The sequence below is a fragment of the Curtobacterium sp. MMLR14_006 genome, from assembly GCF_001864985.1.
Lineage (GTDB): Bacteria > Actinomycetota > Actinomycetes > Actinomycetales > Microbacteriaceae > Curtobacterium.
The window spans coordinates 133,321-155,739 of sequence record NZ_MJGU01000023.1 but is presented as its reverse complement, the minus strand read 5'-3'; the positions used below and the strand labels follow the sequence as shown (position 1 = coordinate 155,739).

22 protein-coding genes are annotated in these 22,419 nt (G+C 72.3%); 13 read left to right on the top strand and 9 right to left on the bottom strand.

Going from position 1 to position 22,419, the window contains the following annotated elements; all coding sequences use genetic code 11:
• Positions 1-460: 460 nt before the first annotated feature.
• Both BIU94_RS12500 and BIU94_RS12495 read right to left on the bottom strand, forming a co-directional pair.
• Positions 461-1,204 carry a hypothetical protein gene (locus BIU94_RS12500; protein WP_071290564.1) on the bottom strand — a complete coding sequence of 248 codons (744 nt, stop codon included), beginning with the start codon at positions 1,202-1,204 and terminating at the stop codon, positions 461-463.
• Positions 1,205-1,223: 19 nt separating this feature from the next.
• Positions 1,224-2,063, bottom strand: coding sequence for a siderophore-interacting protein (locus BIU94_RS12495; protein WP_071260727.1), 840 nt, complete (start codon positions 2,061-2,063; stop codon positions 1,224-1,226).
• A gap of 19 nt (positions 2,064-2,082) precedes the next feature.
• On the opposite strand from BIU94_RS12495, the gene BIU94_RS12490 reads away from it, so the two are divergent.
• The 4 genes from BIU94_RS12490 to BIU94_RS12475 are packed head-to-tail and all read left to right on the top strand — an operon-like array spanning position 2,083 to position 6,363.
• Positions 2,083-3,171 carry an iron ABC transporter permease gene (locus BIU94_RS12490; RefSeq protein ID WP_083404806.1) on the top strand — a complete coding sequence of 363 codons (1,089 nt, stop codon included), beginning with the start codon at positions 2,083-2,085 and terminating at the stop codon, positions 3,169-3,171.
• Entirely contained in the window at positions 3,168-4,409 is a 1,242-nt protein-coding gene (locus BIU94_RS12485; RefSeq protein ID WP_083404805.1) for an iron chelate uptake ABC transporter family permease subunit, read from the top strand. The genes BIU94_RS12490 and BIU94_RS12485 overlap by 4 nt, the downstream gene beginning before the upstream one ends.
• Positions 4,406-5,347: an ABC transporter ATP-binding protein gene (locus tag BIU94_RS12480; protein ID WP_254784813.1), complete on the top strand. Its 942-nt coding sequence runs from the start codon at positions 4,406-4,408 to the stop codon at positions 5,345-5,347. The genes BIU94_RS12485 and BIU94_RS12480 overlap by 4 nt, the downstream gene beginning before the upstream one ends.
• Positions 5,348-5,358: 11 nt before the next feature.
• The gene (locus BIU94_RS12475; protein ID WP_071260725.1) at positions 5,359-6,363 is read left to right on the top strand and encodes an ABC transporter substrate-binding protein; all 1,005 of its coding nucleotides are present in this window, start codon (positions 5,359-5,361) and stop codon (positions 6,361-6,363) included.
• Positions 6,364-6,454: 91 nt separating this feature from the next.
• Here the strand turns inward: BIU94_RS12475 and BIU94_RS12470 are convergent, their stop codons facing one another.
• Together BIU94_RS12470 and BIU94_RS12465 are read right to left on the bottom strand one after the other, a co-directional pair.
• Entirely contained in the window at positions 6,455-6,655 is a 201-nt protein-coding gene (locus tag BIU94_RS12470) for a PLDc N-terminal domain-containing protein (RefSeq protein ID WP_071260723.1), read from the bottom strand.
• Between the two features lie 113 nt (positions 6,656-6,768).
• Positions 6,769-8,823 (bottom strand): transglycosylase domain-containing protein, encoded by a 2,055-nt coding sequence (locus BIU94_RS12465; RefSeq protein ID WP_254784812.1) that lies wholly within the window; start codon positions 8,821-8,823, stop codon positions 6,769-6,771.
• Between the two features lie 146 nt (positions 8,824-8,969).
• Here BIU94_RS12465 and BIU94_RS12460 point away from each other — a divergent pair, with 146 nt between their 5' ends.
• Positions 8,970-9,161, top strand: a complete 192-nt coding sequence (locus BIU94_RS12460) for a hypothetical protein (RefSeq protein ID WP_071260719.1) — start codon at positions 8,970-8,972, stop codon at positions 9,159-9,161.
• 86 nt (positions 9,162-9,247) lie between these two features.
• Here BIU94_RS12460 and BIU94_RS12455 read toward each other — a convergent pair whose 3' ends face one another.
• Positions 9,248-9,742 carry a MarR family winged helix-turn-helix transcriptional regulator gene (locus tag BIU94_RS12455; protein WP_071260717.1) on the bottom strand — a complete coding sequence of 165 codons (495 nt, stop codon included), beginning with the start codon at positions 9,740-9,742 and terminating at the stop codon, positions 9,248-9,250.
• A 92-nt stretch (positions 9,743-9,834) separates the two neighbouring features.
• Between BIU94_RS12455 and BIU94_RS12450 the strand changes: the two genes are divergently transcribed.
• The 3 genes from BIU94_RS12450 (at position 9,835) to BIU94_RS12440 (ending at position 12,417) form a co-directional block, all read left to right on the top strand.
• Entirely contained in the window at positions 9,835-10,767 is a 933-nt protein-coding gene (locus BIU94_RS12450) for an NADP-dependent oxidoreductase (RefSeq protein WP_071260714.1), read from the top strand.
• Between the two features lie 87 nt (positions 10,768-10,854).
• Positions 10,855-11,850: an alpha/beta hydrolase gene (locus BIU94_RS12445; RefSeq protein WP_071260712.1), complete on the top strand. Its 996-nt coding sequence runs from the start codon at positions 10,855-10,857 to the stop codon at positions 11,848-11,850.
• A 9-nt stretch (positions 11,851-11,859) separates the two neighbouring features.
• Entirely contained in the window at positions 11,860-12,417 is a 558-nt protein-coding gene (locus BIU94_RS12440; protein ID WP_071260710.1) for a GNAT family N-acetyltransferase, read from the top strand.
• A gap of 7 nt (positions 12,418-12,424) precedes the next feature.
• On the opposite strand, the gene BIU94_RS17850 is transcribed toward BIU94_RS12440, so the two are convergent.
• Positions 12,425-12,922, bottom strand: coding sequence for an AAA family ATPase (locus BIU94_RS17850; RefSeq protein WP_175472220.1), 498 nt, complete (start codon positions 12,920-12,922; stop codon positions 12,425-12,427).
• Positions 12,923-13,061: 139 nt separating this feature from the next.
• Between BIU94_RS17850 and BIU94_RS17455 the strand changes: the two genes are divergently transcribed.
• The 5 genes from BIU94_RS17455 to BIU94_RS12410 all read left to right on the top strand — a co-directional run bounded on the left by BIU94_RS17455 (position 13,062) and on the right by BIU94_RS12410 (position 19,020).
• The gene (locus BIU94_RS17455; RefSeq protein WP_175472219.1) at positions 13,062-13,700 is read left to right on the top strand and encodes a TetR/AcrR family transcriptional regulator; all 639 of its coding nucleotides are present in this window, start codon (positions 13,062-13,064) and stop codon (positions 13,698-13,700) included.
• A gap of 81 nt (positions 13,701-13,781) precedes the next feature.
• A complete protein-coding gene (locus BIU94_RS12425) occupies positions 13,782-16,448 on the top strand; it encodes an MMPL family transporter (RefSeq protein ID WP_071260702.1) in 2,667 nt (888 codons plus the stop codon).
• A 714-nt stretch (positions 16,449-17,162) separates the two neighbouring features.
• Complete coding sequence (locus tag BIU94_RS12420) at positions 17,163-17,603, top strand: MarR family winged helix-turn-helix transcriptional regulator (protein ID WP_071261959.1); 441 nt, start codon at positions 17,163-17,165, stop codon at positions 17,601-17,603.
• A gap of 57 nt (positions 17,604-17,660) precedes the next feature.
• The gene (locus tag BIU94_RS12415) at positions 17,661-17,873 is read left to right on the top strand and encodes a hypothetical protein (RefSeq protein WP_083404803.1); all 213 of its coding nucleotides are present in this window, start codon (positions 17,661-17,663) and stop codon (positions 17,871-17,873) included.
• A gap of 52 nt (positions 17,874-17,925) precedes the next feature.
• On the top strand, positions 17,926-19,020 hold the full coding sequence (locus BIU94_RS12410; RefSeq protein ID WP_071260697.1) for an alkene reductase: 1,095 nt from the start codon (positions 17,926-17,928) through the stop codon (positions 19,018-19,020).
• Positions 19,021-19,105: 85 nt separating this feature from the next.
• Here the strand turns inward: BIU94_RS12410 and BIU94_RS12405 are convergent, their stop codons facing one another.
• The 3 genes from BIU94_RS12405 to BIU94_RS12395 all read right to left on the bottom strand — a co-directional run bounded on the left by BIU94_RS12405 (position 19,106) and on the right by BIU94_RS12395 (position 22,380).
• Positions 19,106-20,374 carry a sugar ABC transporter permease gene (locus tag BIU94_RS12405; RefSeq protein WP_071260695.1) on the bottom strand — a complete coding sequence of 423 codons (1,269 nt, stop codon included), beginning with the start codon at positions 20,372-20,374 and terminating at the stop codon, positions 19,106-19,108.
• Positions 20,371-21,135 carry an ATP-binding cassette domain-containing protein gene (locus BIU94_RS12400; protein ID WP_071260693.1) on the bottom strand — a complete coding sequence of 255 codons (765 nt, stop codon included), beginning with the start codon at positions 21,133-21,135 and terminating at the stop codon, positions 20,371-20,373. The genes BIU94_RS12405 and BIU94_RS12400 overlap by 4 nt, the downstream gene beginning before the upstream one ends.
• Positions 21,136-21,264: 129 nt before the next feature.
• Positions 21,265-22,380, bottom strand: a complete 1,116-nt coding sequence (locus BIU94_RS12395; protein WP_071260691.1) for a sugar ABC transporter substrate-binding protein — start codon at positions 22,378-22,380, stop codon at positions 21,265-21,267.
• Positions 22,381-22,419 lie beyond the last annotated feature (39 nt).

The window sequence follows — 22,419 nt, the reverse complement described above, 5'->3', positions numbered from 1 at the left end:
AGGCGGAATCGCGCGTCGGCAGCCGGAAAGAAGGACCTCCCACGCGCGAAAAGCCCTCCCACGCCGGGCGCGATGGGAAGGAACGTGGGACGGGAGGCCCGTGGCGACACCGCCACGGGCCTCCAGTGCGTCTCGCGCACGCTGGGCTCCCCCGGCAGCAGTTCCGCGCGTCGGCAGCAGCTCCGCGCGTGGGCAGCCGGAAGGAACGACCCCCTACGCGCGGAACGGCTTCCCACGCCGAGCGCGATGGGAAGGAACGTGGGACGGGAGGCCCGTGGCGACACCGCCACGGGCCTCCTGTCCATCTCGCGCTCGCGCTGCGCGCCCGCGGCAGCAGTTCCGCGCATGAGCAGCAGAAACGCGCGTAAGCAGCCGGAAGGAACGACCTCCCACGCGCGAAACCGCTTCCAACGCCGCGCGCGATGGGAAGGAACGCGGGCAGGACGCCCACTGCACGCGGTCAGGGCGTCGGGGTGACCGTCCACGTGCCGTTGGTCTGGATCGCCATGACGCCCGGCAGGTCGACGTCGTACGACCTCGCGAAGGCCCCGGAGTCGCCGAACAGCTGCGGCCGACCCGAGGTCGTGAACACGCGGCCGGAGAACGAGTCGCCGGAGCCGGCCGGGCGGTAGTCGACCGTCACGTGCGACACGTCGTCCGAGAAGAACAGCACGGCCGGTCCCTTGCCGGACTGCGCCCCGCTGACCAGGGGCAGGTCGTTCCAGCTGCGGAGCGTCACCGACCACGAGCCGCGCGCCTCGACGATCACCGACTGCTCGGGGCCGTCGGACGACAGCACCCCGGTCAGGAAGGACGCCCGCAGCGGCGCGGAGGCCCGGCCGAACGGCGACATCCTGCCGGGCGCGGTGACGGTCGCCGTGCCGGTGCAGGCCGAGCAGTCGAGTTCGACGACGACCGCGATCGGCCCGGAGCTCGTGAACGCGACGTTCGCGTCCCCGCTGCCGGAGGCCGAGGCGCTCGAGCCGTCGGCGACCCGCCCCGCGGTGACGGTGCGCTCGGCCGGGCTCGCGATCGCCGGACGGGTCGCGGTGGGCGTCGGAGTCGGGGTCGGCGTGGCGGTCGGCGTCGCCCGTGCGGCCTCCGTCCGGTTCGGCGCGGGTGCGTCACCGGTGACGGAGCACCCCGTCACGAGCAGCACCGCTGCCACGACCGCACCGACGACGCCCACCCCACGGATCCCCATGGGGCAAGCCAACCACGCCTCAGGCCGGGACGGGTTCGCGGGCCTCGCGCTTCCAGAAGCCGGAGAACGTGATCCGGGTCTTCGGCAGGCCGGCGCGGTGCAGGTGGCGGCGCCCCTCGGTGGCGAGGCCGGACTCGCCGACCACGAACGCGTAGCCCCGGTCGTCGGTCGGCACGATGCGCTGGAGGGTGGCGAGCGCCGCACGGCCGGGCACCGCGCCCGGGTCGACCTCGTCGCGGACGAGCCACGTCACGCGGACGCCGGCGGGGGCGTCGAGGCGGCGGACGTCGGCGGCGGTCGGGACCTCCTGCACGATGTGCCCGACGGTGTCGCGGGGCAGCGAGGCCGCGATGCCGACGACGGCGGGCAGGCCGGTCTCCTCGGCGGCGATGATGACCTCGGTGGCGTCGGTCGGTGCGTCGAAGATGCAGCCCTGGTCGAGCAGGGCGAGCTCGTCACCGGGACGGGCGGCGCAGGCCCAGATGGCCGCGCGCCCCTCGGGCTCGCCGTCGGCGGTCGTGTGGACGACGAAGTCGACGTCGAGCTCGGCGGTGCCGTCGGACCGGTGTCGGTAGCCGGCGACGGTGTAGTTCGCGCAGTGCGGGCGGACGTCCTCGGGGATGGCGAGGAAGGTCGGCCACCACTTCGTGCCGTCGAGGTCCGGCATCTGGAAGCGGTCCTGGTCGGGGCGCTGCACGAACAGGCGGAACCAGTGGTCGAAGCCGAGGAACGGGAACTCGTGCAGGTCGTCGCCGGTGACGGTGACGCGCTGCACCGACGGCGTCAGGCGCTCGCTCCGCAGGACACGGGCGCGGAAGAGCCGGGGGTTCTGGGGCAGGAGCCGCGGGGTCTTCGCCATGAGGCAAGGCTAACCTAAGATGATCTCCGTGCCAGCCCCCTCCCCCGCTCTGGCTCCCGACCCGGGAGCACCGACGCGCGACGTGCCCGCCGCCCTCGGGGTGCACCGCTCCGCCGTCCGCCGTCGCACCGCCGTCGTCGTCGGACTCGTCGGGGTGCTCGCGCTCGTCGCGGTGGCGAGCATGCTGCTCGGCAGCAACCGGATCGGCGTCGACCAGGTGCTCGCCGGGCTGACACGGACCGGCTCGGGCACCGACGAGGCGATCGTCTGGGGGTCCCGCATCCCCCGCACGCTCATCGGGGCGGCCGTCGGTGCGGCACTCGGCATCGCCGGGCTGCTCATGCAGGGCCACACCCGCAACCCCCTCGCCGACCCCGGCCTGTTCGGGGTGTCGGCCGGAGCCGGACTCGCGGTGGTCCTCGGCGTGTACGTCTTCGGCGTCACGAGCACCGGCGCGACCGTCTGGTTCGCGCTGGCCGGCGCGATGGTGGCGAGCGTGGTGGTCTTCTCGGTGACGATCGCGGGCAGCGGCACGGCCAGCCCGGTCCCCCTGGCCCTGGCGGGCGCCGCGGTGTCCGCGCTGCTCGGCGCGTTGACGTCCTTCGTGGTGCTCACCGACCAGGACTCGCTCGACGCCTACCGCCTGTGGGTCGTCGGCTCGCTCGCGGCCCGGCAGCTCGACGTGCTCGGGGCGGTCTGGCCGTTCCTGCTGGTCGGGCTCGTGCTCGCGGTGTGGAACACCCGGGCGCTCGACGCCCTCGGGCTCGGCTCGGACCTGGCGCGGGGCCTCGGCGAGGACGTCCTGGTCGCGCGGCTCGTCGGCCTGGGCGGGATCACGCTGCTCGCCGCCGGGGCGACCGCGGCGGCCGGGCCGATCGGGTTCGTCGGCCTGACGGTCCCGCACGTGGCCCGGGCGCTCGTCGGCACCGGCCACCGGTGGACCCTGCCGGTGTCCGCGCTGGTCGGCGCCGCCCTCGTGCTGTTCGCGGACGTGGTCGGGCGCCTGGTGGGCGGGTTCTCCGAGGTCGAGGTCGGCATCGTGCTCGCCGTCATCGGCGGCCCCGTGTTCGTCGCCGTCGCCCGTCGTCGATCGCTGGTGTCGCTGTGAGCGCGCCGAGCAGCAGCGCGAGCACCAGCGCCAACACCAGCACCAGCGCCGGCACCAGCACCAGCACCAGCACCAGCGCCGGCAACAGCAAAAACGCCAGCGCCAGCGCCACCGCAGGCGCCACCACCGGCACCAGCGCCAGCACGACCACCAGCACCAGCACCGCCGCCCGCACCCCCGGCGACCGCCCCCGCGCCGGCGTCCGCATCGGCCCGGTCGGGCTCGCCTGGCGCCCCCGCGTCCTGGCCTGGACGGTCGCGTCGATCGTCGCCGTGCTCGTGCTCGTCGTGCTCGGCGTGGCGATCGGCTCGACGTGGATCACCCCCGGCGTGGTGGTGCGGTCGCTGCTCGGACTCGAGTCCGGCCCCGAGGGCTTCATCGTCACGACGCTGCGGCTGCCGCGGGTGCTCACCGGCGCGCTCGTCGGCCTGACGCTCGGCGTCGCCGGTGCGCTGACGCAGACCTTCACCCGCAACCCGCTCGGCACGCCGGACATCATCGGCGTCACCTCGGGCGCGAGCGTCGGCGCGGTCGCCGCGGTGGTGCTCGGCGGCGGCACCTACTCGGTGTCGTCCTCGGTGCTCGGCGCGGGGATCCCGGTCGCGGCGACGATCGGCGCGCTCGTCGCCGCCGCCGTCGTGTACGGGCTCGGCTGGCGCGGCGGCGTGCAGAGCTACCGGCTCGTGCTCGTCGGGATCGGCGTCGGGGCCACGCTCGACGCCGTCACCAGCTACCTGCTCGTGCGGGCCAAGATCACGGCGGCGGCGGCCGCCTCGCAGTGGCTCGTCGGCAGTCTGTCGAGCACGTCCTGGTCGAGCCTCTGGCCGCTGCTCGTGGTCGCCGCGGTCGCGGTGCCGCTCGCCCTGGCGACGAGCGCGGCGCTCGGGATCGGACAGCTCGGCGACGACGTCGCGACCGGGGTCGGCCTCGGCGTGCAGCGACACCGGCTGCTGGTGATCGCGCTCGCGGTGGTGCTGACCGCGGCGGCGGTCGCGGCGGCCGGTCCGGTCGGTTTCGTCGCGTTCGTGGTGCCGCAGGTCGGACTCCGGCTGGCCCGGACGAACCGCCCGCCCCTCCTGCTCGCCGGCATGCTCGGCGCGCTGCTCGTGCTGGCCGCCGACCTGGTGTCCCGCTCGGCCTTCCCGTGGCAGGTGCCGGTCGGCATCGTCACGACCGTGATCGGGGCCCCGTACCTGATCTGGCTCCTCGTCCGTCACCGCAAGGAGATGTCCCGATGACCACCACAGGTGGAACCAGCACGACCACCACCGCCGCCACGAACGCGACCGCGACCACCACCGGCGCCACGACCGCGACCACCACGGAAGCGACCGCCCCGCGCGGACACCCGACCCCGCCGGTGCTCGAGGCGCGCGGCCTGTCCGTCGGCTACGACCGCCACGCCGTGCTCACCGACCTGGACCTGCGCATCGAACGCGGCACCGTGACCACCTTCCTCGGCGCGAACGGCTGCGGCAAGTCGACGCTGCTCAAGGCGTTCGGCCGCGTGCTCAAGCCGCAGGCGGGCGAGGTGCTGCTCGACGGCGCGCCCATCCGCCGCGAGCCGAACCGGCAGGTCGCCCGCAAGCTCGCGATCCTGCCGCAGTCCCCCGTCGCACCGGCCGGCACGAGCGTGCTCGACCTGGTGATGCGCGGTCGGAACCCGCACCAGTCGTGGGCGAAGCCGTGGACCGCCGAGGACGCCGCCGTCGCCGAGCAGGCGATCGCGGCGACCGGGTTGACCGAGGTGGCCCACCGCGACGTCGCGAGCCTGTCCGGCGGGCAGCGGCAGCGCGCGTGGATCGCGCTCGTCGTGGCGCAGCAGGCGCAGACGCTGCTGCTCGACGAGCCGACGACGTACCTCGACCTCGCGCACCAGCTCGAGGTCCTCCGGCTCGTGCGTCGCCTGAACCGCGAGCAGGGTTCGACCGTCGTCATGGTGCTGCACGACCTGTCGCTCGCGGCGCGCTACTCGGACCGGCTCGTCGTGCTGCACGACGGCGGTGTGGCCGCCGACGGGCCGCCGGCCGAGGTGCTCACGCCGGCGCTGCTCGAGCACGCCTTCGGGTTGCACGCTCGGGTCCTCGCAGACCCGGTGACGGGTGCACCGATGATCGTCCCCGAAGCCGACGAGCACGACCGGCAGGCACTGGCGGCCGACCGCGACTTAGGTTAGCCTCTCCTAACGTGAAGCACTCCCTCCGCGCCGCCCTCCTGACCTCCGTGGCCGTCTCGGCCCTCGTCCTCACCGGCTGCTCCGGCACCGGGTCGGACGACGACCGCGCCGACGGCGGCACCGGCTCGTCCAGCGCTTGGTCGTACAAGGACGCCACCGGCACCACCGTGAAGGTCGACCACACGCCGAAGCGCATCGTGGCCCTGAACGACATCGCGATCTCGTTCGTCGAGTACGGTCTGCACCCCGTCGGCACGTTCGGCCAGCAGCCGATGACGAAGGACGCCCGGTTCGACGACCTCGACACCGACGGCATCACGCAGCTCGGCACGGCCTACGGGGACATCGACCTCGAGCAGCTCGCCGCGCTCAAGCCGGACCTCGTCGTGACCTCGGTCTACCCGACCGACGAGAAGGGCACGCTCGACGCCACGCAGCCCTCGTACGGCTTCAAGGACAAGGAGCAGCAGGAGCAGGTCGAGGCCATCGCACCCGTCGCCACCGTCGAGTGGGGCGGCAAGGGCGAGGACGTCATCGAGCACATCGCCGACCTGTCCGAGTCGCTCGGTGCCGACGAGGCGACCGTCGACGCGGCCGAGAAGCGCTTCGACACCGCCGAGCAGGCGCTGTCCCGTGCGGCGGACGAACACGACCTGTCGGTCGTGTCGATGTACGCCGACGGCGACGGCGCCTACGTCACGCGACCGGCCGACGAGCCGACGCTGCAGATGTACCGGTCGTTCGGCGTCGACTTCGTCGACCCGAAGCCGAAGGGCTTCTACTGGGGCATCTACTCGTGGGAGAACGCCGGACAGATCAGCGGCGACGTGCTGCTGCTGTCGCAGCAGGGCTACCAGGTCGCCGACCTCGAGAAGCAGCCGACCTTCGCCGACAACGCGGCACTGCAGGCCGGCCAGGTGCACAGCTGGACCTTCCCGGCGCTCGACTACGCCTCGCAGGCCGACTACATGACGCAGCTCGCGGGCTGGCTGGACGACAGCGAGAAGCTCTCCTAGACGCACCCGTGTGACGGACGGGAGGCCCGGTGCCAGCTGGCACCGGGCCTCCCGTCCGTCCCGTGGTCGCGTCCACCGCACGCGACCGGCGTCAGTGCTGCACCACCCGCCGCGTCGTCGCGGCGACGCCCTCGACCACGAGGAGTCCCACGGCACCGAGCACCGGGACGAACACGACGAGCAGCGTCCAGAGGATCTTGGTCGCCTCTCCACGACGGGTCGACCGCCAGCACAGGACGAGTGCGACGACGTCGAGGACGATCAGTGCGGTCAGCACGGCGAGGTGGGCCATCTGGTGCTCCTTCGGGTGTGTCGGAGCACCGACGCTACGCCGGGCCGGTGCGGTGCCGGATCGTCCGGGCGGATGATCCGGCACCCACGGTCGGATGACCGCGGCCGACCGCCTCACCCCGTCGGGAGTGCGGCGTTCACGGCCGTCTGCGCCTCGCGCCACACCGAGGCCCTGGCGCCGGCGTAGGTGTCGCCCTGGCCGTTCAAGTACGAGCGCAGGTTGTGCTTCGCACCGTCGGTGTTGCCCTGCCAGTACGCCGTCACCGCGCGCGAGCTGCCGCCGACCAGCCAGATCTGGTCGGCCGCGTCGGTGGTGCCGGTCTTCCCGAACAGGGTCGTGCCGTCCGGTGTCTGGCCGCCCGCAGCGGTGCCGCCACGGAACGCGCCCTGCATGACCTCGAACGCGGTGGCGGCGGTCTGCGGCGAGACGGCCTGGGAGCAGGTGCGCGGCTGGCCGCCGAGCTCCGTGCCGTCCGGGCCGGTGACCTGGTCGACGACGACCGGGGCGCAGTACGAGCCGCCGTTCGCGATGCCGGCGTAGGCGGCGGCCATCGTCAGCGGCGCGATGCTCTCGGTGCCGAGCAGCGACGCCGGGTTCCACGGGAGCTCGCCGCCGGTGGCCAGGTGCACGCCGAGCCGCGTCGCGACCCGTTGGACGTCGCACAGGTCGAGCTGCTCGGCCATCGACTGGTAGGCGGCGTTCACGGACTGCGCGGTCGCCGACCGGACCGAGTACGGACCCCGCTGGGCGGGCGAGTCGTTCTTCGGCTGCCAGAACGCCTCGAGCGGTTCGCCGCACGCCGTCCACGAACTGTGCGGGTGCGGGGTGCCGTCGACGACGGTGTCCGGGCTCCGGCCGGACTCGAGCCACGCCAGCAGGGTGAACATCTTGTAGGTCGAGCCGGTCTGGAACCCCGTCGCGTCGCCGTCCGCCCGGTCGACGGCGTAGTTGAGCGACGTCGCGGTCCGCGGCGCCTGCGCCGACCGGTCGTAGTCGGTGTTCTGCGCCATCGTCAGCACGCGACCGGTCCCCGCCTCGACGGTGTCGAGCGTGGCGCCGAGTGCCAGCCGGGTCTCGGTCTTCGGGTCGTACTGGTCGAGCAGCTGCGCGTGCCGGGCGTTCAGGTCGAGGTCGAGCGTCGTCTGGATCCGGTACCCGCCGGTGCGCCAGGCGTCCGCCCGCTGCTGCTTCGTCGCCCCGAGCTGCGGGAGCCGCTCGGTGATGCGCGTGGCGAAGTCGCAGAAGTACGCCGCGCCCGCCTCGACCGCCGCGCACCCCTGCTGCGGGGCGGTGAGGTGGACGAGGTCAGCGAGCCGGGCTTGCCGCGCGGCGCGGTACTCGTCCTCGGTCAGGTGCCCCTGCTCGTGCATCGACCGCAGGATGACGTTGCGACGGGCGGTGTTGTCCCGGTGGTGGTCCGGCGTCGAGAGGTCCCGGCGCTCCGGCCACTGCACGATCGCGATGAGCGACGCGGCCTCGGCCGGGGTCAGGTCGGTCGCGGACTTGCCGTAGTAGTGGTGCGCCGCCGACTGCACGCCGTAGGTCTGGTCGCCGAAGTAGGCGATGTTCAGGTAGGCGGTGAGGATCTCCTGCTTGGAGTACTGCTTCGCCAGCCCGATCGCGAGCTTCATCTCGGCGAGCTTCCGCTGCGGCGAGCGCTTCGTCGCCTCCTCGTAGGCGGCCGTCTGTTCCTCGAGCGTCGGCAGCTCGCTCGCCCGCTGGATCTTGATGTTGCGGACGAGCTGCATCGTGAGCGTCGACCCGCCGGACCCGCCCTCGCCACGGGAGGCCGCGACGCTCACCAGTGACCGCACCATCGACGTCGCGTCGACACCGCCGGTCTCGTAGAAGCGCTTGTCCTCGCCGTCCACCGCCGCGTGCTCGAGGTCGTCGTCGATCTGGTCCAGCGTCAACTGCTGGCGGTCCTGGGACCAGACGTCGGTCAGGTGCACGGGTTCCCCACCGCGGTACGCCCAGATCTCGTTGCGCTGCGGCAGGTCCCCGATCTCGATGTGCTCCGGCATCGACTCGAACACCCCGATCGCCGACGTCGCACCGAGACCGGCCACCGCGATGACCGGCGTCACCCCGACCCCGACCAACAACCCGGCGAGCACACTGCCGCCCACGAAGCCGAGGCCGGCTCCCCCTGCACGTCTGATCGTCATCGTCCTGCTCCCCCTCGTGCCGCACGGTCCGGTGCGGCTCGTGGAGCGTCCCAGCCCCGCTCGGGCGACCGCCGGGACTCCGCCGCGGATCGCCCGCGTGTCCGCTGGGAGACCGCCGGGCCGGACCGGGGGCCTACGCTGGTCGGGTGGCACGCACCGACCCCGCACGACCCCATCGCCTCGCCCTCGTCGGGGCCGTCGTGGCGCTGCTGGTCGGCGTCGGCCTGCTCGTCAGCCCCTGGGACGGCCTGGTCGCGGTCGTCGCCTGGGTCCTCATCGTCGGCGCCGTCGCCCTGGCCGCCGTGACCCTGCTCTTCGCCCGGGCGCCACGCAGCTGAGACAGCGGCGCCGCGCAGCACTTCGCGGCTGCGACCGCGGCTGCGACGGCTGCGGTGCGGGGGCGCGGCCGCGCCCCCGACGGTGGTCAGCCGCGGCGGCGCGGGGTCGCCGACCGGGGCGGGTTCGCCCGCAGGTGCTCCGCGGCCCGACCGAGGATCCGCGCCAGGTCGTGGACGTCCGCGTCCGACAACGACGCGAACAGCAGCTGCTGCAGCGCCTCCACGTGCCCGGGGAACACGGCCGCCAGCACGGCACGGCCGTCGTCGGTGATCGAGACGACCGTGCTGCGTTCGTCGTCCGGTGACGGCGCCCGCGTGACGAGCCCGCGCTGCTCGAGCACCTGCGCCTGGTAGGTCAGTCCGCTGCGGCTGTAGACGACGCCGTCGGCCAGGTCCGTCATCCGCTGCTGGCCGGCGGGCGCGTCGCCGAGCCGGGCGAGCAGTTGGAACTGCACGTACTTCAGCCCGCCGACGTCGCGCAGCTGTTGCTCGACCGCGTGCCGCAGCAGGCTGCCCACCTCGGTGAAGGCGAAGTACGCCTGGAGCTCGGTGGCGGTCAGGGTCCGGGGCGTGTCGTCCATCGGTTCCATCCTACCCGTTGCTTCGAGTTCGAAGCAGTGCTACGGTTCCTCAAGTGCTTCGAACTCGAAGCAACGGACACGAGGAGTCCATCATGAAGGCAGTACGGTTCCACGAGGTCGGCGGTCCCGAGGTCCTGCGACAGGAGGACGTCGACCTGCCGGTCCCCGCCGCCGGTCAGGTGCGGGTACGGGTCGCCGCGTCCGCGTTCAACGCCGCGGACAACGGCATGCGCGCGGGCTTCCTGCCGATCCCGGTGCAGCTGCCGCACGTCCCCGGGTACGACGTGTCCGGCACGGTCGACGCCCTCGGCGACGGCGTCGAGGACCTCGCCGTCGGTGAAGCGGTCGTCGGGTTCCTGCCGATGGAGCGGGACGGCGGCGCGGCCGAGTACGTCGTCGCACCGGCCACGGCCCTGGTCGCCGCCCCGACGAGCATCCCCCTCGCCGACGCCGCGGCGCTGCCGTCGGTCGCCCTGACCGCGTGGCAGGCGCTGTTCGACGACGGCCGTCTGCAGGCCGGTCAGCGCGTGCTGATCGTCGGCGCCGGCGGTGTCGTCGGCAAGTACGCGATCCAGCTCGCGAAGCGCGCCGGCGTGCACGTCGTCGCCACGGCCAGCCCGCGCAGCGCCGAGGCGGTCCGCGCCGCGGGCGCCGACCAGGTCGTGGACCACACCGCCTCCGACCTGCTCGACGCGATCGACGGGCAGGTCGACGTGCTCCTCAACCTGGCGCCGATCGACCCGGACGAGTTCGCGGCCGACGTCGCCGCCGTCCGTGACGGCGGCGCGGTCGTCAGCACCACCGCGTTCATGGCCACGCCGGACGACGCGTCCCGATCGGTGCGGGCGGCGACGGTGTTCGTGCTGCCGGACCGCGACCGGCTCGCCGAGCTGGTGTCCCTCGTCGACGCCGGGGAGCTCACCGTCGAGGTGACCCGGCGGATCCCGCTCGCCGAGCTGCCCGCCCTGCACGCCGAGGCGAGCGTGGGACGCGTCGTCGGCAAGGTCGTCGTCCTCGCCTCCTGAGCACGGGGATGCCGGCGGGACGGTACCGGGACACCTCGGGGGCGCCGCCGGGGCACCCCGGCGAGCGCCGCCGGATACGCTCGCCCCATGGTGGACGAGCACTGGCACGAGGACGTCCTCGGGGCGCCGTACGAGCGGCTCGAACTGCCCCTCGCCCCCGATGCCGAGGGGCCCGTCGTCGCCACCCTCGTCCGGCGCCGGCACACGCCCACCGACATGCTGCTGCACGGCCGCGGCCCGTTGCACGGGGTCGACGTGCTGTACGTGCACGGCTGGTCGGACTACTTCTTCCAGGTCGAGCTCGCGGAACGGCTCGAGCGCCTCGGCGGGCGGTTCCACGCGCTCGACCTGCGGAAGTACGGGCGGAGCCTCCGCCCGCACCAGACGCCCGGTGACGTGTCCGACCTCGCCGTCTACGACGAGGACATCGCCGCGGCGCTCGACGCGATCTCCGCCGAGCACCCCGGCCCCACGCGTCGCCGCCTGGTCCCGATGGGCCACTCGACCGGTGGCCTCACCCTGTCGCTCTGGGCCGCCCGGCACCGCGACCTCGTCGACGGCCTGGTGCTCAACAGCCCGTGGCTCGAGTTCCAGGCGACCGCGGTCGGCCGGGCCCTGATGACCCCTGTGGTCCGGCTCGGGGCCCGGCGGAACCCCCTGGCCCCGATGCCCGCCGTCGACCCCGGGTTCTACACGCGCACGGTGTCGGCCGCCGGCGAGGGCTCGTGGACGTACGACCAGCAGTGGCGTCCGGACCGCGGGTTCCCCCTGCACCCCGGGTGGCTCGCCGCCGTGTTCGACGGCCAGGCACAGGTCGAGCACGGCCTCGGGCTCGAGGTCCCCGTGCTCGTGCTCCTGAGCGACAAGAGCATGCTGCAGCCCCGGTGGGACCCGGGGATGGCGCACGCCGACGTCGCCCTGAACGTCGACACGGTGGCCCACCGGGCGCTCTCGCTCGGCACCGAGGTCACCGTCCGCCGTCTCGCCGGCGCCGTGCACGACGTCGTGCTGTCCGCTCCAGACGTGCGGGAGCACGCCTACGACGCGATCGCGCGCTGGTCGACCACGCTGCCCGCCCGCTAGCGTGACGGCATGACCGAGCGCGCCGTCCGACTCACCCGCCTCGACCCGACCGGCCCGGACCGCGACGCCCTGGTCGACTTCCTGTCGTCGGAAGAGTTCCCGTTCCACGTCCGCCGGCGCATCGGCCGGGCGGACGCCGTGGCCGCCGTCGACGCCGGGGCGTACCGCGACGACGAGCACGACACGTTCTGGCTCGACCACGACGAGCACGGCCGCCTCGGCATCGTCCGGCTCGAGGACCTCGAGGACCCCGTCCCGCTGTTCGACCTGCGCATCGCCGGCGCGCACCGCGGGCGCGGGCTCGGCACCCCGGCCCTGCGTGCCGTGACCGACCACGTGTTCCGCACGATGCCGGAGGTCACCCGCTTCGAGGGTCAGACCCGCGAGGACAACACCGCCATGCGCCGCGTCTTCGTCCGCGCCGGCTGGGTGAAGGAGGCGCACTACCGCGAGGGCTGGCCGGTCGAGGGCGGCACCGCGGTCGCCTCCGTCGGCTACGGGGTCCTGCGCCGCGACTGGGAGTCGGGCGAGACGACGCCGGTGCCGTGGGACGACGACGTGCGCTGACGCGCCGTCAGACCGGACGCAGCCACCCGACGATCGACGGCAGCGCCGGGTCGTACCCGTCGGTCGTGTCGACCTCGAGCAGCGGGACCCCGAGCGCGAGCGGCTCGGTCACCAGGGGCGCGTTGCGGGCGACGCGGTCGTTGACCGCTCGCGGGTGCCCCCGAGCGACGAACCGTTCGGACGCGAGTGCCGACCGGCAGTGCACGTTCCGGACGTCGCCCGCGGGCACGAGCACCGACCGCACGTCGGCCTCGGACTGGTCGCGGTACAGCGTCGCGTCCGCGACGACACTGCACCCCGCCGCCGCCAGGTGCGCCGTCGCCGACCAGAACAGCCGGACACCGTGCGGCACGACCGCGTCGCGGTCGTACCCGGAACCGGCCGAGAGACCCGCGTACAGCTGGTCGCGGTCCACCCGCGGCCAGCCGAGCTCGGCGGCGAGCGCCGCGGCGAGCGTCGTCTTGCCACTCCCCGGAGCACCGCTGATGAGCACGATCGTCGCCACGCGCACGACGCTACCCGGCACCGGACGGGAGGCCCGTGGCGGGCCCGCCACGGGCCTCCCGTCCGTCCCGGGGTACGAAACCGGGAAAGCGCCCGGAGAGGGTGCACCGAGTGCATCGATGCACCTAGTGTCGTCAGACGTGACCATCGCGAACGACCGTCGTGCCGCCCTCAAGGCGAAGCACCGTGCGGCGATCCTGCAGGCCGCTCGCGACCTCGTCGACGAGCGGGGTGGGCGCGACTTCGGGGTCGACGACCTCGCCGCCCGCGCCGACATCGCCAGGCGGACGGTCTTCAACCACTTCGGCTCCCTCGACGAGGTCCTGCTGGCGGTCTGCGAGCAGGAGCTCTCCGTCATCATCGACCGATTCCTCGCGGACATGGCGCGGACCCCGGTCGGCGACGGCTCGCGTGCGTCGATGTTCGAGGAACTCGAGTCGGCCGCCCGCGGAGCCGACCTCGCCCCGGCCATCGCGAGCATGTCCCGGATCCTCGGCGACCCCGGCAAGGACGACCCGAAGGCCGCGGTCCTGACCCAGACCGCGTTCTCGCGGGTGACCGAGCGGCTCCGCGCCGAGGTCGCCCGTCGCTACCCGGCCGCCGACCCCCTCGACGCCGCACTGCTCGTCGAGTCCCTGATGAGCGGGATCGTCGTCATCGCCGACCACTGGCTCGCGACCACCGGGCCGCGGCTCGACGACGACGCGATCAGCGACTGGGACGCCCTGCTCGCCCGCCTCGTGCACAGCGTGCGCAGCGGGTACATGCCGGGCGACTGACCTCCCGCACTCCTCCCCCAGGGGTCCACCGGCGCACCCCGCACCACAGCACCTGACAACGAAAGGAACGCAGGCACTCGCATGGCCGGTCTCCTCTACCGTCTCGGACGGTTCTCGGCACGACGCCACTGGCTCGTGATCATCTCCTGGGTCGTGATCCTCGGCATCGTCGGCGGCACCTACGCCCTGTTCGCCGGCACGATCTCGTCCGCGATCTCGATCCCGAACACCAAGACCAGTCAGGTGCAGGACGAGCTCGCCGACAAGTTCCCGTCCGCGAACGGCGGCAACGGGACGATCGTCTTCCAGACGACGGACGGCGAGGCGTTCTCGGACGCGCAGCGGTCCGACATCGACGACTTCATGACGAAGATCGAGCGGCTCGACGGCGTGAAGGGCACGACGAGCGGCTTCACGACGCAGGACCAGCTCGACGAGCAGCGGCAGAAGATCGTCGACGGCCGCAAGGAGATCAGCGACGGCCGCGAGCAGCTCGAGCGTGGTCAGGACCAGCTCGACGCGCAGGAGAAGGAACTCGCCTCCGGCAAGCAGCAGATCGCCGACGCGCAGGACCAGCTCGACGCCCAGAAGGCCCAGGCGCAGGCCGCCGGTGGCGCCGCCGCCGCTGCCGCGCAGGCACAGCTCGCCCAGGCGCAGGCGCAGATCGACGCCCAGCAGCAGCAGATCGACGCGGGTGCGCAGCAGCTCGCCGCGGCGCAGGACAAGATCGACGCCAACGCGAAGAAGCTCGACGACAGCTCGACCGAGCTCGAGCAGGGGTCGGCGCTCCTCGACCTGTCGAAGGACGTCCGGTTCGTGTCGTCGAACGGCAGCGCCGCGATCGGCACCGTCCAGTTCACCAAGTCGACCTACGAGGTCCCCGCGGACACGAAGACCGCGATCGCGGACGACGCCGACTCGGCCGACATCGAGGGCGTCGACGTCTTCGTCTCGAACGACATCGCCCAGGGCGTGCCGTCGATCCTCGGACCCGGTGAGATCGTCGGCGTCATCATCGCCGCGCTCGTGCTGTTCCTCATGCTCCGCACCGTGATCGGCGCCGCGATCCCGCTCGTCTCCGCCGTGCTCGGCGTCGGCGTCGCCTCGCTCGCCTCGCTGTCGTTCTCGAGCCTGGTCGAGTTCATCTCGGTCACGCCGGTGCTGGGGGTGATGCTCGGCCTGGCGGTCGGCATCGACTACTCGCTGTTCATCCTGAACCGGCACCGCACCCAGCTCAAGCAGGGCATGGGCGTGCACGAGTCGATCGGCCTCGCGAACGGCACCTCCGGCAACGCGGTGGTCTTCGCCGGTGCGACCGTCATCGTCGCCCTGCTCGCGCTGAACATCACGGGCATCCCGTTCCTCGGCCTGATGGGCACCGTCGGCGCCGTCGCGGTCTTCTTCGCGATCTGCATCGCGACGTCCTTCACGCCGGCGCTGCTGTCGCTCATCGGCATGCGGATCCTGCGCAAGAAGGAGCGCGAGAAGATCGGCAACACGGGCTCCACCCGGGTCCCGAACAAGCCGATGTCGACCTGGCGCGCGATCGTCACGCTCGTCGCCGGTGTCGCCGTCCTCGGCACGATCGCCCTCCCCGCGACCCAGATGCGCCTCGGCCTGCCGAGCGGGTCGTCCGAGGCCGTCGAGTCGAGCCAGTACAAGGCGTACAAGACGCTCGAGCAGGAGTTCGGCGCTGGCCAGAACGGCCCGCTGCTCGTCGTCGCGACCCTGCCGGACGCGATCAGCAAGAGCGACGTCACCGCGACCGAGGTCACCATCGGCCAGGCGATCGCGAAGAACGACGACGTCGCGGCCGTGCTGCCCATCGGCACCTCGAAGGCCCGCGACATCATCGCCTTCCAGGTGAAGCCGGACGGCGGCCCCGACAGCATCTCGACCGAGAACGTCGTGAAGGACCTGCGCGAGCAGACCGTCTCGACCGACGACGGCACGGTCACCCTCGGCGTCGCCGGCAACGCCTCGGCGAACATCGACGTGTCCGAGAAGCTCTCGAACGTGCTGCCGCTCTACCTCGTGGTGGTCGTCGGTCTCTCGCTGATCATCCTGATCATCGTGTTCCGGTCGTTCCTCGTGCCGATCACCGCGACCGCCGGCTTCATCCTGTCGGTCCTGGCGTCCTTCGGCGGCCTGACCGCGATCTACCAGTTCGGCTGGCTCGGCTCCGTGTTCGGTGTGCACGACCCCGCACCGATCCTGAGCTTCCTGCCCATCATCGAGATCGGCATCCTGTTCGGGCTCGCGATGGACTACCAGCTCTTCCTGGTGTCCGGCATGCGTGAGGCCTACGCCCACGGCGCCTCGGCGAAGGTCGCGGTCCAGCGCGGTCTGCACGCCGGGCGCGCGGTGGTCACGGCGGCCGCGATCATCATGATCTCGGTGTTCGCGGGCTTCATCTTCTCGGACTCGTCCACGATCAAGCCGATCGGCTTCGGCCTGGCGTTCGGTGTGCTGGTCGACGCGTTCGTCGTCCGCATGCTGCTCATCCCGGCGGCGATGCACCTGCTCGGCAAGAGCGCCTGGTGGTTCCCGAAGTGGCTCGACCGCATCGTGCCGGACGTCGACGTCGAGGGCGCCAAGCTCGAACGCGGCAGTACCGCGGACGGCGGCGGTCCCCGTGGCGGTGGTTCCCGTGACGCCGAGGACACCCACACCGGCGCCCACGCCCTGCCGGTGCAGCCCGACGCCCACGCGCACGACTCGGGGCACCCGCCCGCGCACCGCGCGTAGTCGACGCACCACCCGGGAGGCCCGGTGCCGGTCCACGTGACCGGTGCCGGGCCTCCGTGCGTGTGCGGAGCGGCGGCACGGCGGGGCAGGGCGGCGCGGCGTGTGCGCGGCGGGGGCGGTACGTCGGGCTTTGCGACAGGGCACGTGTCGATCCGCACGTGCTCCGTCGGAACATGCCCACGCATCCGATGCACGAGCATCCGGCGACAGAACGCCCGACGATCGACACGTGCTCCGTCGGAACATGCACGCGCATTCGTGCGCCATCGCCGCCGGACGGGCACGATCGGGCCGCACCGCCCCGATCGATGCACGAGCATCCGGCGACAGGGCACGCGTCGATCCGCACGTGGTCCGTCGGAACATGCACACGCAGCCGATGCACGCGCACACAACGACAGTGCACGCGTCGAACAACTGGTGCTCCATCGGAACACGCACACGCATCCGCACCAGCCTCTGTCACCACGACGACCACCGGCCGCCCCGCCCCGCCCCGTCCGATGCACGCGCATCCAGCGTCAGGCCACCCGGCGAACGACAGGTGCACCGTCGGACGATGCACACGTATCCCATGCAGGCGCACACGGCGACGGAACACCCGACGAACGACAGGTGCTCCGTCGCACCATGCACACGCATCCGACGCACACGCGTCCGACGCGACGAACAGCTTCCCCGCGACACTTCGTGCACGAACGGTACGCTGGCACGATGACCGACGAACCGGACCCGCTCGCGCTCGACCGGCAGCTGTGCTTCGCCCTCGCGGCCACGAGCCGGAGCGTCATCGGGCTGTACCGCGACCTGCTCGAGCCGATGGGCCTCACCCACCCGCAGTACCTCGTGCTGCTCGCACTGTGGGAACGCGACCCCCGGTCCGTGCGGGAGATCGCGGGCGAACTCCGCCTGGACTCCGCGACGCTGAGCCCGCTGTTGAAGCGGCTGGAGGCCTCGGGCTACGTCCGCCGCACGCGCAGCACGGCCGACGAACGGCAGCTCGAGGTCTCGCTCACCACGGCGGGGCGCGCACTCCGCGACCGGGCGCAGGCGGTCCCGCTCGCCGTCGCGGACCGGCTCGGGTGGCCGCTCGCCCGGCTCGAGGCCCTGAAGGACGAGCTCACCGACCTGCTGGAACGCGTCGACCAGGTGTGATCGGACCCGATCGGTGGCACAATGGTTCGTGCACGAACGAATTGAGAGGACACCCTCGTGGGACGCTTGGCCAAGTGGTACGAACGGTGGAACACGACGCTCATCGACAAGATGGGCCCGTCGCAGATCGGCGCCGGACGCCCCGAGGGCATCGACGACCGCACGATCGACCGGGGGTGCCCGCTCTGCGGCAAGCCGCTCTCCCAGCACCAGGTGATCCGCCCCGAGGGCCAGGTCCGCTCGTCGACGCTCGTCTGCCCGCGCGACTGACCATCCGCCCCGAAGCGGAATTGCCCCGTGCAACAGCTGGTTGCACCGACACGTGAAGCTCTTCGAACGCGCCGAACTCGGCGCCCTCACCCTGAACAACCGCATCGTGATGGCCCCCCTCACCCGGACGCGCGCCGGCGAGCAGGGCATCCCGAACGACCTGCTCGTCGAGCACTACCGGCAGCGCGCCGGCCTCGGCATGATCATCACCGAGGGCACGTGGCCCGTGCAGGAAGGCCGCTCCTACCCCGGGCAGCCCGGCATCGAGACCGACGAGCAGGTCGCCGGCTGGCGCCGCGTCGCCGACGCCGTGCACGCCGAGGGCGGCACCATCGTCATGCAGCTCATGCACGGCGGCCGCGTCTCGCACACCGCCATCTCGCAGACGCCGCGCATCGTCGGCCCGTCCGCCGTCGCGGCGCCCGGTCAGACGCACCTGCCGGACGGCTCGAAGGCCGACATGCCGGTGCCGCACGAGCTCACCACCGACGAGGTCCGGCAGGCCGTGCAGGGCTTCGCCCAGGCCGCCCGCAACGCGATCGCCGCCGGGCTCGACGGCGTCGAGGTGCACGGCGCGAACGGCTACCTGGTGCACGAGTTCCTGTCGCCGGTGTCGAACACCCGCACCGACGAGTACGGCGGCTCCCCGGAGAACCGTGCCCGCTTCGCGGTCGAGGTCACCACGGCCGTCGCCGAGGCCGTCGGCGCCGACCGCACCGGCATCCGCCTGTCGCCGCAGCACGGCATCCAGGGCGTGCTCGAGGAGGACGACGCCGACGTGCGCGCGACCTACACGGCACTCGCCGAGGGCCTGGCGCCGCTCGGGCTCGCCTTCGTCGACGTGCTGCACGCCGAGCCGACGAGCGACCTGGTGCAGCACATCCGCCGCACCGCGGGTGCGCCGTTCGTCGTGAACTCCGGCTTCTCGTCGCTGACCACCCGCGACGAGGCGATCGCCATCCTCGACCAGGACGTCGCCGACGCCGTGGCCGTGGGTCGCGCCGCGATCGCGAACCCGGACCTCGCCCACCGTTGGGAGCGCGACGCCGAGCTCAACGAGCCGCGTCCGGAGCTCTTCTACGGTGCCTCTGCCGAGGGCTACACCGACTACCCGACGCTGGCCGAGGTGCGCGCGTCCGTCGCGTAGCCGACGCGACCAGCTGACGGACGGGAGGCCCGGTGCACGCTCGCACCGGGCCTCCCGTCCGTCGGTCGGACCGTTCCGTCCGCACTCAGGCCGCGCCGTGGCTGGCGCGGCTGCGCCGCGACAGCGAGTCGATGATCACGGCGAGCAGCAGGACCGCGCCGGTGATCATGTAGCGGATCGACGAGTCGAGGCTCAGCAGGGTCAGCCCGTTCGAGATCGACTGGATGACGATGATGCCGAGGAGTGCCGACCAGGCGCTCCCCCGGCCGCCGAACAGGCTCGTCCCGCCGATGACGGCGGCGGCGATGGCGTTGAGGTTCGTGTCGCCGGCGCCCGAGGACAGGCTCGCCGAGTTGAGGCGGGCGGCGGCGAGGATGCCGCCGATCGTGGCGAAGAGCGACGTGAGCACGAACACCGAGATGTAGATCCGGTTCACCCGGATGCCGGACCGGCGGGCGGCCTCGACGTTGCCGCCGACGGCGAAGACCGAGCGCCCCCAGCGGGTGCGCTTCAGCACGAAGTTCATGAGCACCACGAGCACGACGAAGAACACGAACGAGGTGCCGGTGCCGAAGTCGCGGGACAGGTACCAGACCATGACCCCGAGGCCGATGAACAGCGCGACCGACTTCGCGATCGTCAGCGACAGCGCGCTCGTGGACAGCCCGGCGCGACGACGTCGGGCGGCCCGGCGGAGCTCGGTGGCGAACAGGCCGCCGGCGGCCACGGCCGCGAGCACGTAGGCCAGCCACGGCGGCAGGTACGACGCCGAGGCGAACTGCACGATCGGCGAGTCGTACGGCAGGTTGATCGAGCCGTTCGGGCCGAGGATGAGCAGCTGCAGCCCGAGGAAGCCGAGCAGCCCCGCGAGGGTGATGACGAAGCTCGGCACGCCGAAGCGCGTGAACAGCAGGCCGTAGAGCAGACCGGCCGCGGCGCCGACCGCGAGGGCGACGACGATGACGAGCCACAGCGGCCAGCCGAGCGACGTCAGCCCCTGGCCGAGGATGGCGGCCGCGAGTCCGCTGACGCTGCCGACCGACAGGTCGATCTCGCCGAGCAGCAGCACCAGGACGATGCCGATCGCGATGGTGCCGACGGCGGCGCACTGCAGCGCGAGGTTCACGAGGTTGCCCGGCGACAGGAAGTCCGGCGACAGCGCCTGGAACACCGCCCAGATGACGATGAGGCCGACGACGACCGGCAACGAGCCGATGTCGCCGCCGCGGACCCGGCGGACGAACGCCTTGGCGGCGCCCCCGATGCCCTGGTCGCGCAGGAGCCGTTCGTCCTGCAGGTCGGCCGCCGACGCGGTCGGCGTCGCCGCGGTGAGGGTCTCGTCGGTCTTGCTCATGCTGTCGGCTCCTGTTCGGTCCTGGCGGCGGCGCGGCGGGTGACGGCGTTGTCGGTGGCGCCGGTGATCGCCGCGATGATCTCCTCGTAGGAGACGTCGTCGATGCGGAACGTCCCGTTGTTGCGACCGAGTCGCAGGACGGCGACCCGGTCGGCCACCGCCTGGACGTCGGCGAGGTTGTGGCTGATGAGCACCACGCCGAGACCGCGTTCGCGGAGCCGCTCGACCAGGTTGAGCACCTCGGCGGTCTGCGCGACGCCGAGGGCCGCGGTCGGCTCGTCGAGGATGACGACCTGGGGTTCGCCGATGAGCGAACGGGCGATGGCGACCGTCTGGCGCTGCCCGCCGGACAGCGACGCGATGGGGATCCGCACGGACGGGATCCGGGCGGCGAGCTGCTGGAGCAGCTCCCACGAGCGACGCTCCATCTCCTCCTCGTCGAGCAGGGGGTGCGCGATCTCGCGGCCGAGGTACAGGTTCGACACCACGTCGAGGTTGTCGGCGAGGGCGAGGTCCTGGAACACCGTCGCGATGCCGAGCGTCTGCGCCGCCGCCGGGTTCGGGACGGAGACCTCGTCACCGTCGAACGTGATCGTGCCGCCGTCGGGCGTGTAGACCCCGGCGAGGATCTTCACGAACGTCGACTTGCCGGCGCCGTTGTCCCCGACGATGGCGACGACCTCGCCGGGGAACACGTCGAGGTCGATGTCGCTGAGGGCCTGGACGGCGCCGAACCGCTTGGAGATCCCCCGCAGGGACATGACCGGTTCGACGGGGTGGTGTGCTGCTGCTGGTGACGCGTTGCTCACGGGTGTCGTGCTCACGGGTGTCGTCCTCGATCGGATGGGGCCCGCCCGGTCCGACTGCGGACCGGGCGGGCGGGGTCGGACCTACTTGATGCCGGCGCTGGTGCAGGCGGAGGCGTACTGCGAGGTGCAGATCTGCGACACCTTGTAGAGGCCGTCCTTCACCACCGTCGACTCGACGTTGTCGGTGGTCACGGCCACCGGGTCGAGCAGCGTGGACTGCACGCTCGCGCCACCGGCGGTCTGCACCGTGGTGTCGCCCTTCGGGGTGTCGCCCTTCGCGAACTGGATCGCGAGGTCGGCCGCCTTCGCGGCCTCGGGCTTGAACGCCTTGTAGACGGTCATGTACTGCTCACCCGCGAGGATCCGCTGGATGCCGGCGAGCGAGGCGTCCTGTCCGGTGACGGGCGGGAGCTCGCTCACCCCGGCCGACTTGAGGGCCGCGATGACACCGCCGCCGGTGTCGTCGTTCGCCGCGTAGACGCCGGTGATCTTGTCCGCGCCGAGCTTGCTGATCTGGCCGGCGGCCCAGTCCTGCGCCTTGGCCGGATCCCACCCGGGGGTGTCGTACTCGGCGAGCACCTTGTAGCCGCTCGAGTCGATGACCGAGTGCGCGCCCTTCTTGAACTGCGAGGCGTTGTTGTCGGTCGGCGAGCCGTTCACCATGATGATGCCCGAGCCGCTCGGCACCTTCTTCGCCTTGAGCGCGTCGACGAGCGCCTGTCCCTGGAGCTCACCGACCTTCTCGTTGTCGAACGAGATGTAGTAGCTCAGGTCGGGGCTGTCGATGAGCCGGTCGTAGGAGATGACCGGGACCTTCTTGGCCTTGGCCTGCTGCACGATGGACGCTGCCGCCTCGCCGTCGAACGGGTCGAGCACCAGGACCTTGACGCCCTGCGTGAGCATCGACTGGGCCTGCTGCAGCTGCTTCGACGCGTCGCCGTCGGCGTTGGCGTAGACGACGGAGCAGCCGCTGCACTGCTTCTTCACCTCGGCGGTGAAGAGCGGGCGGTCCGCGCTGGCGTAGCGGGCGGTGACGGAGTCGGGCAGGAGCAGCCCGATCTTCGCCTTCGAGGCGTCGCCGCCCCCGCCGCCGGAACCGGTCCCCGCGTCGGCTCCGTTGGAACAGCCGGCCAGGGTGGTGATCGCGAGCAGCAGGGCGCTGACGCCCAGCATCGCTCGTGTGGTGGATTTCTTCATCGAAACGCCCTCCAACAGGTGGACCGCCGTCGTTGGCGG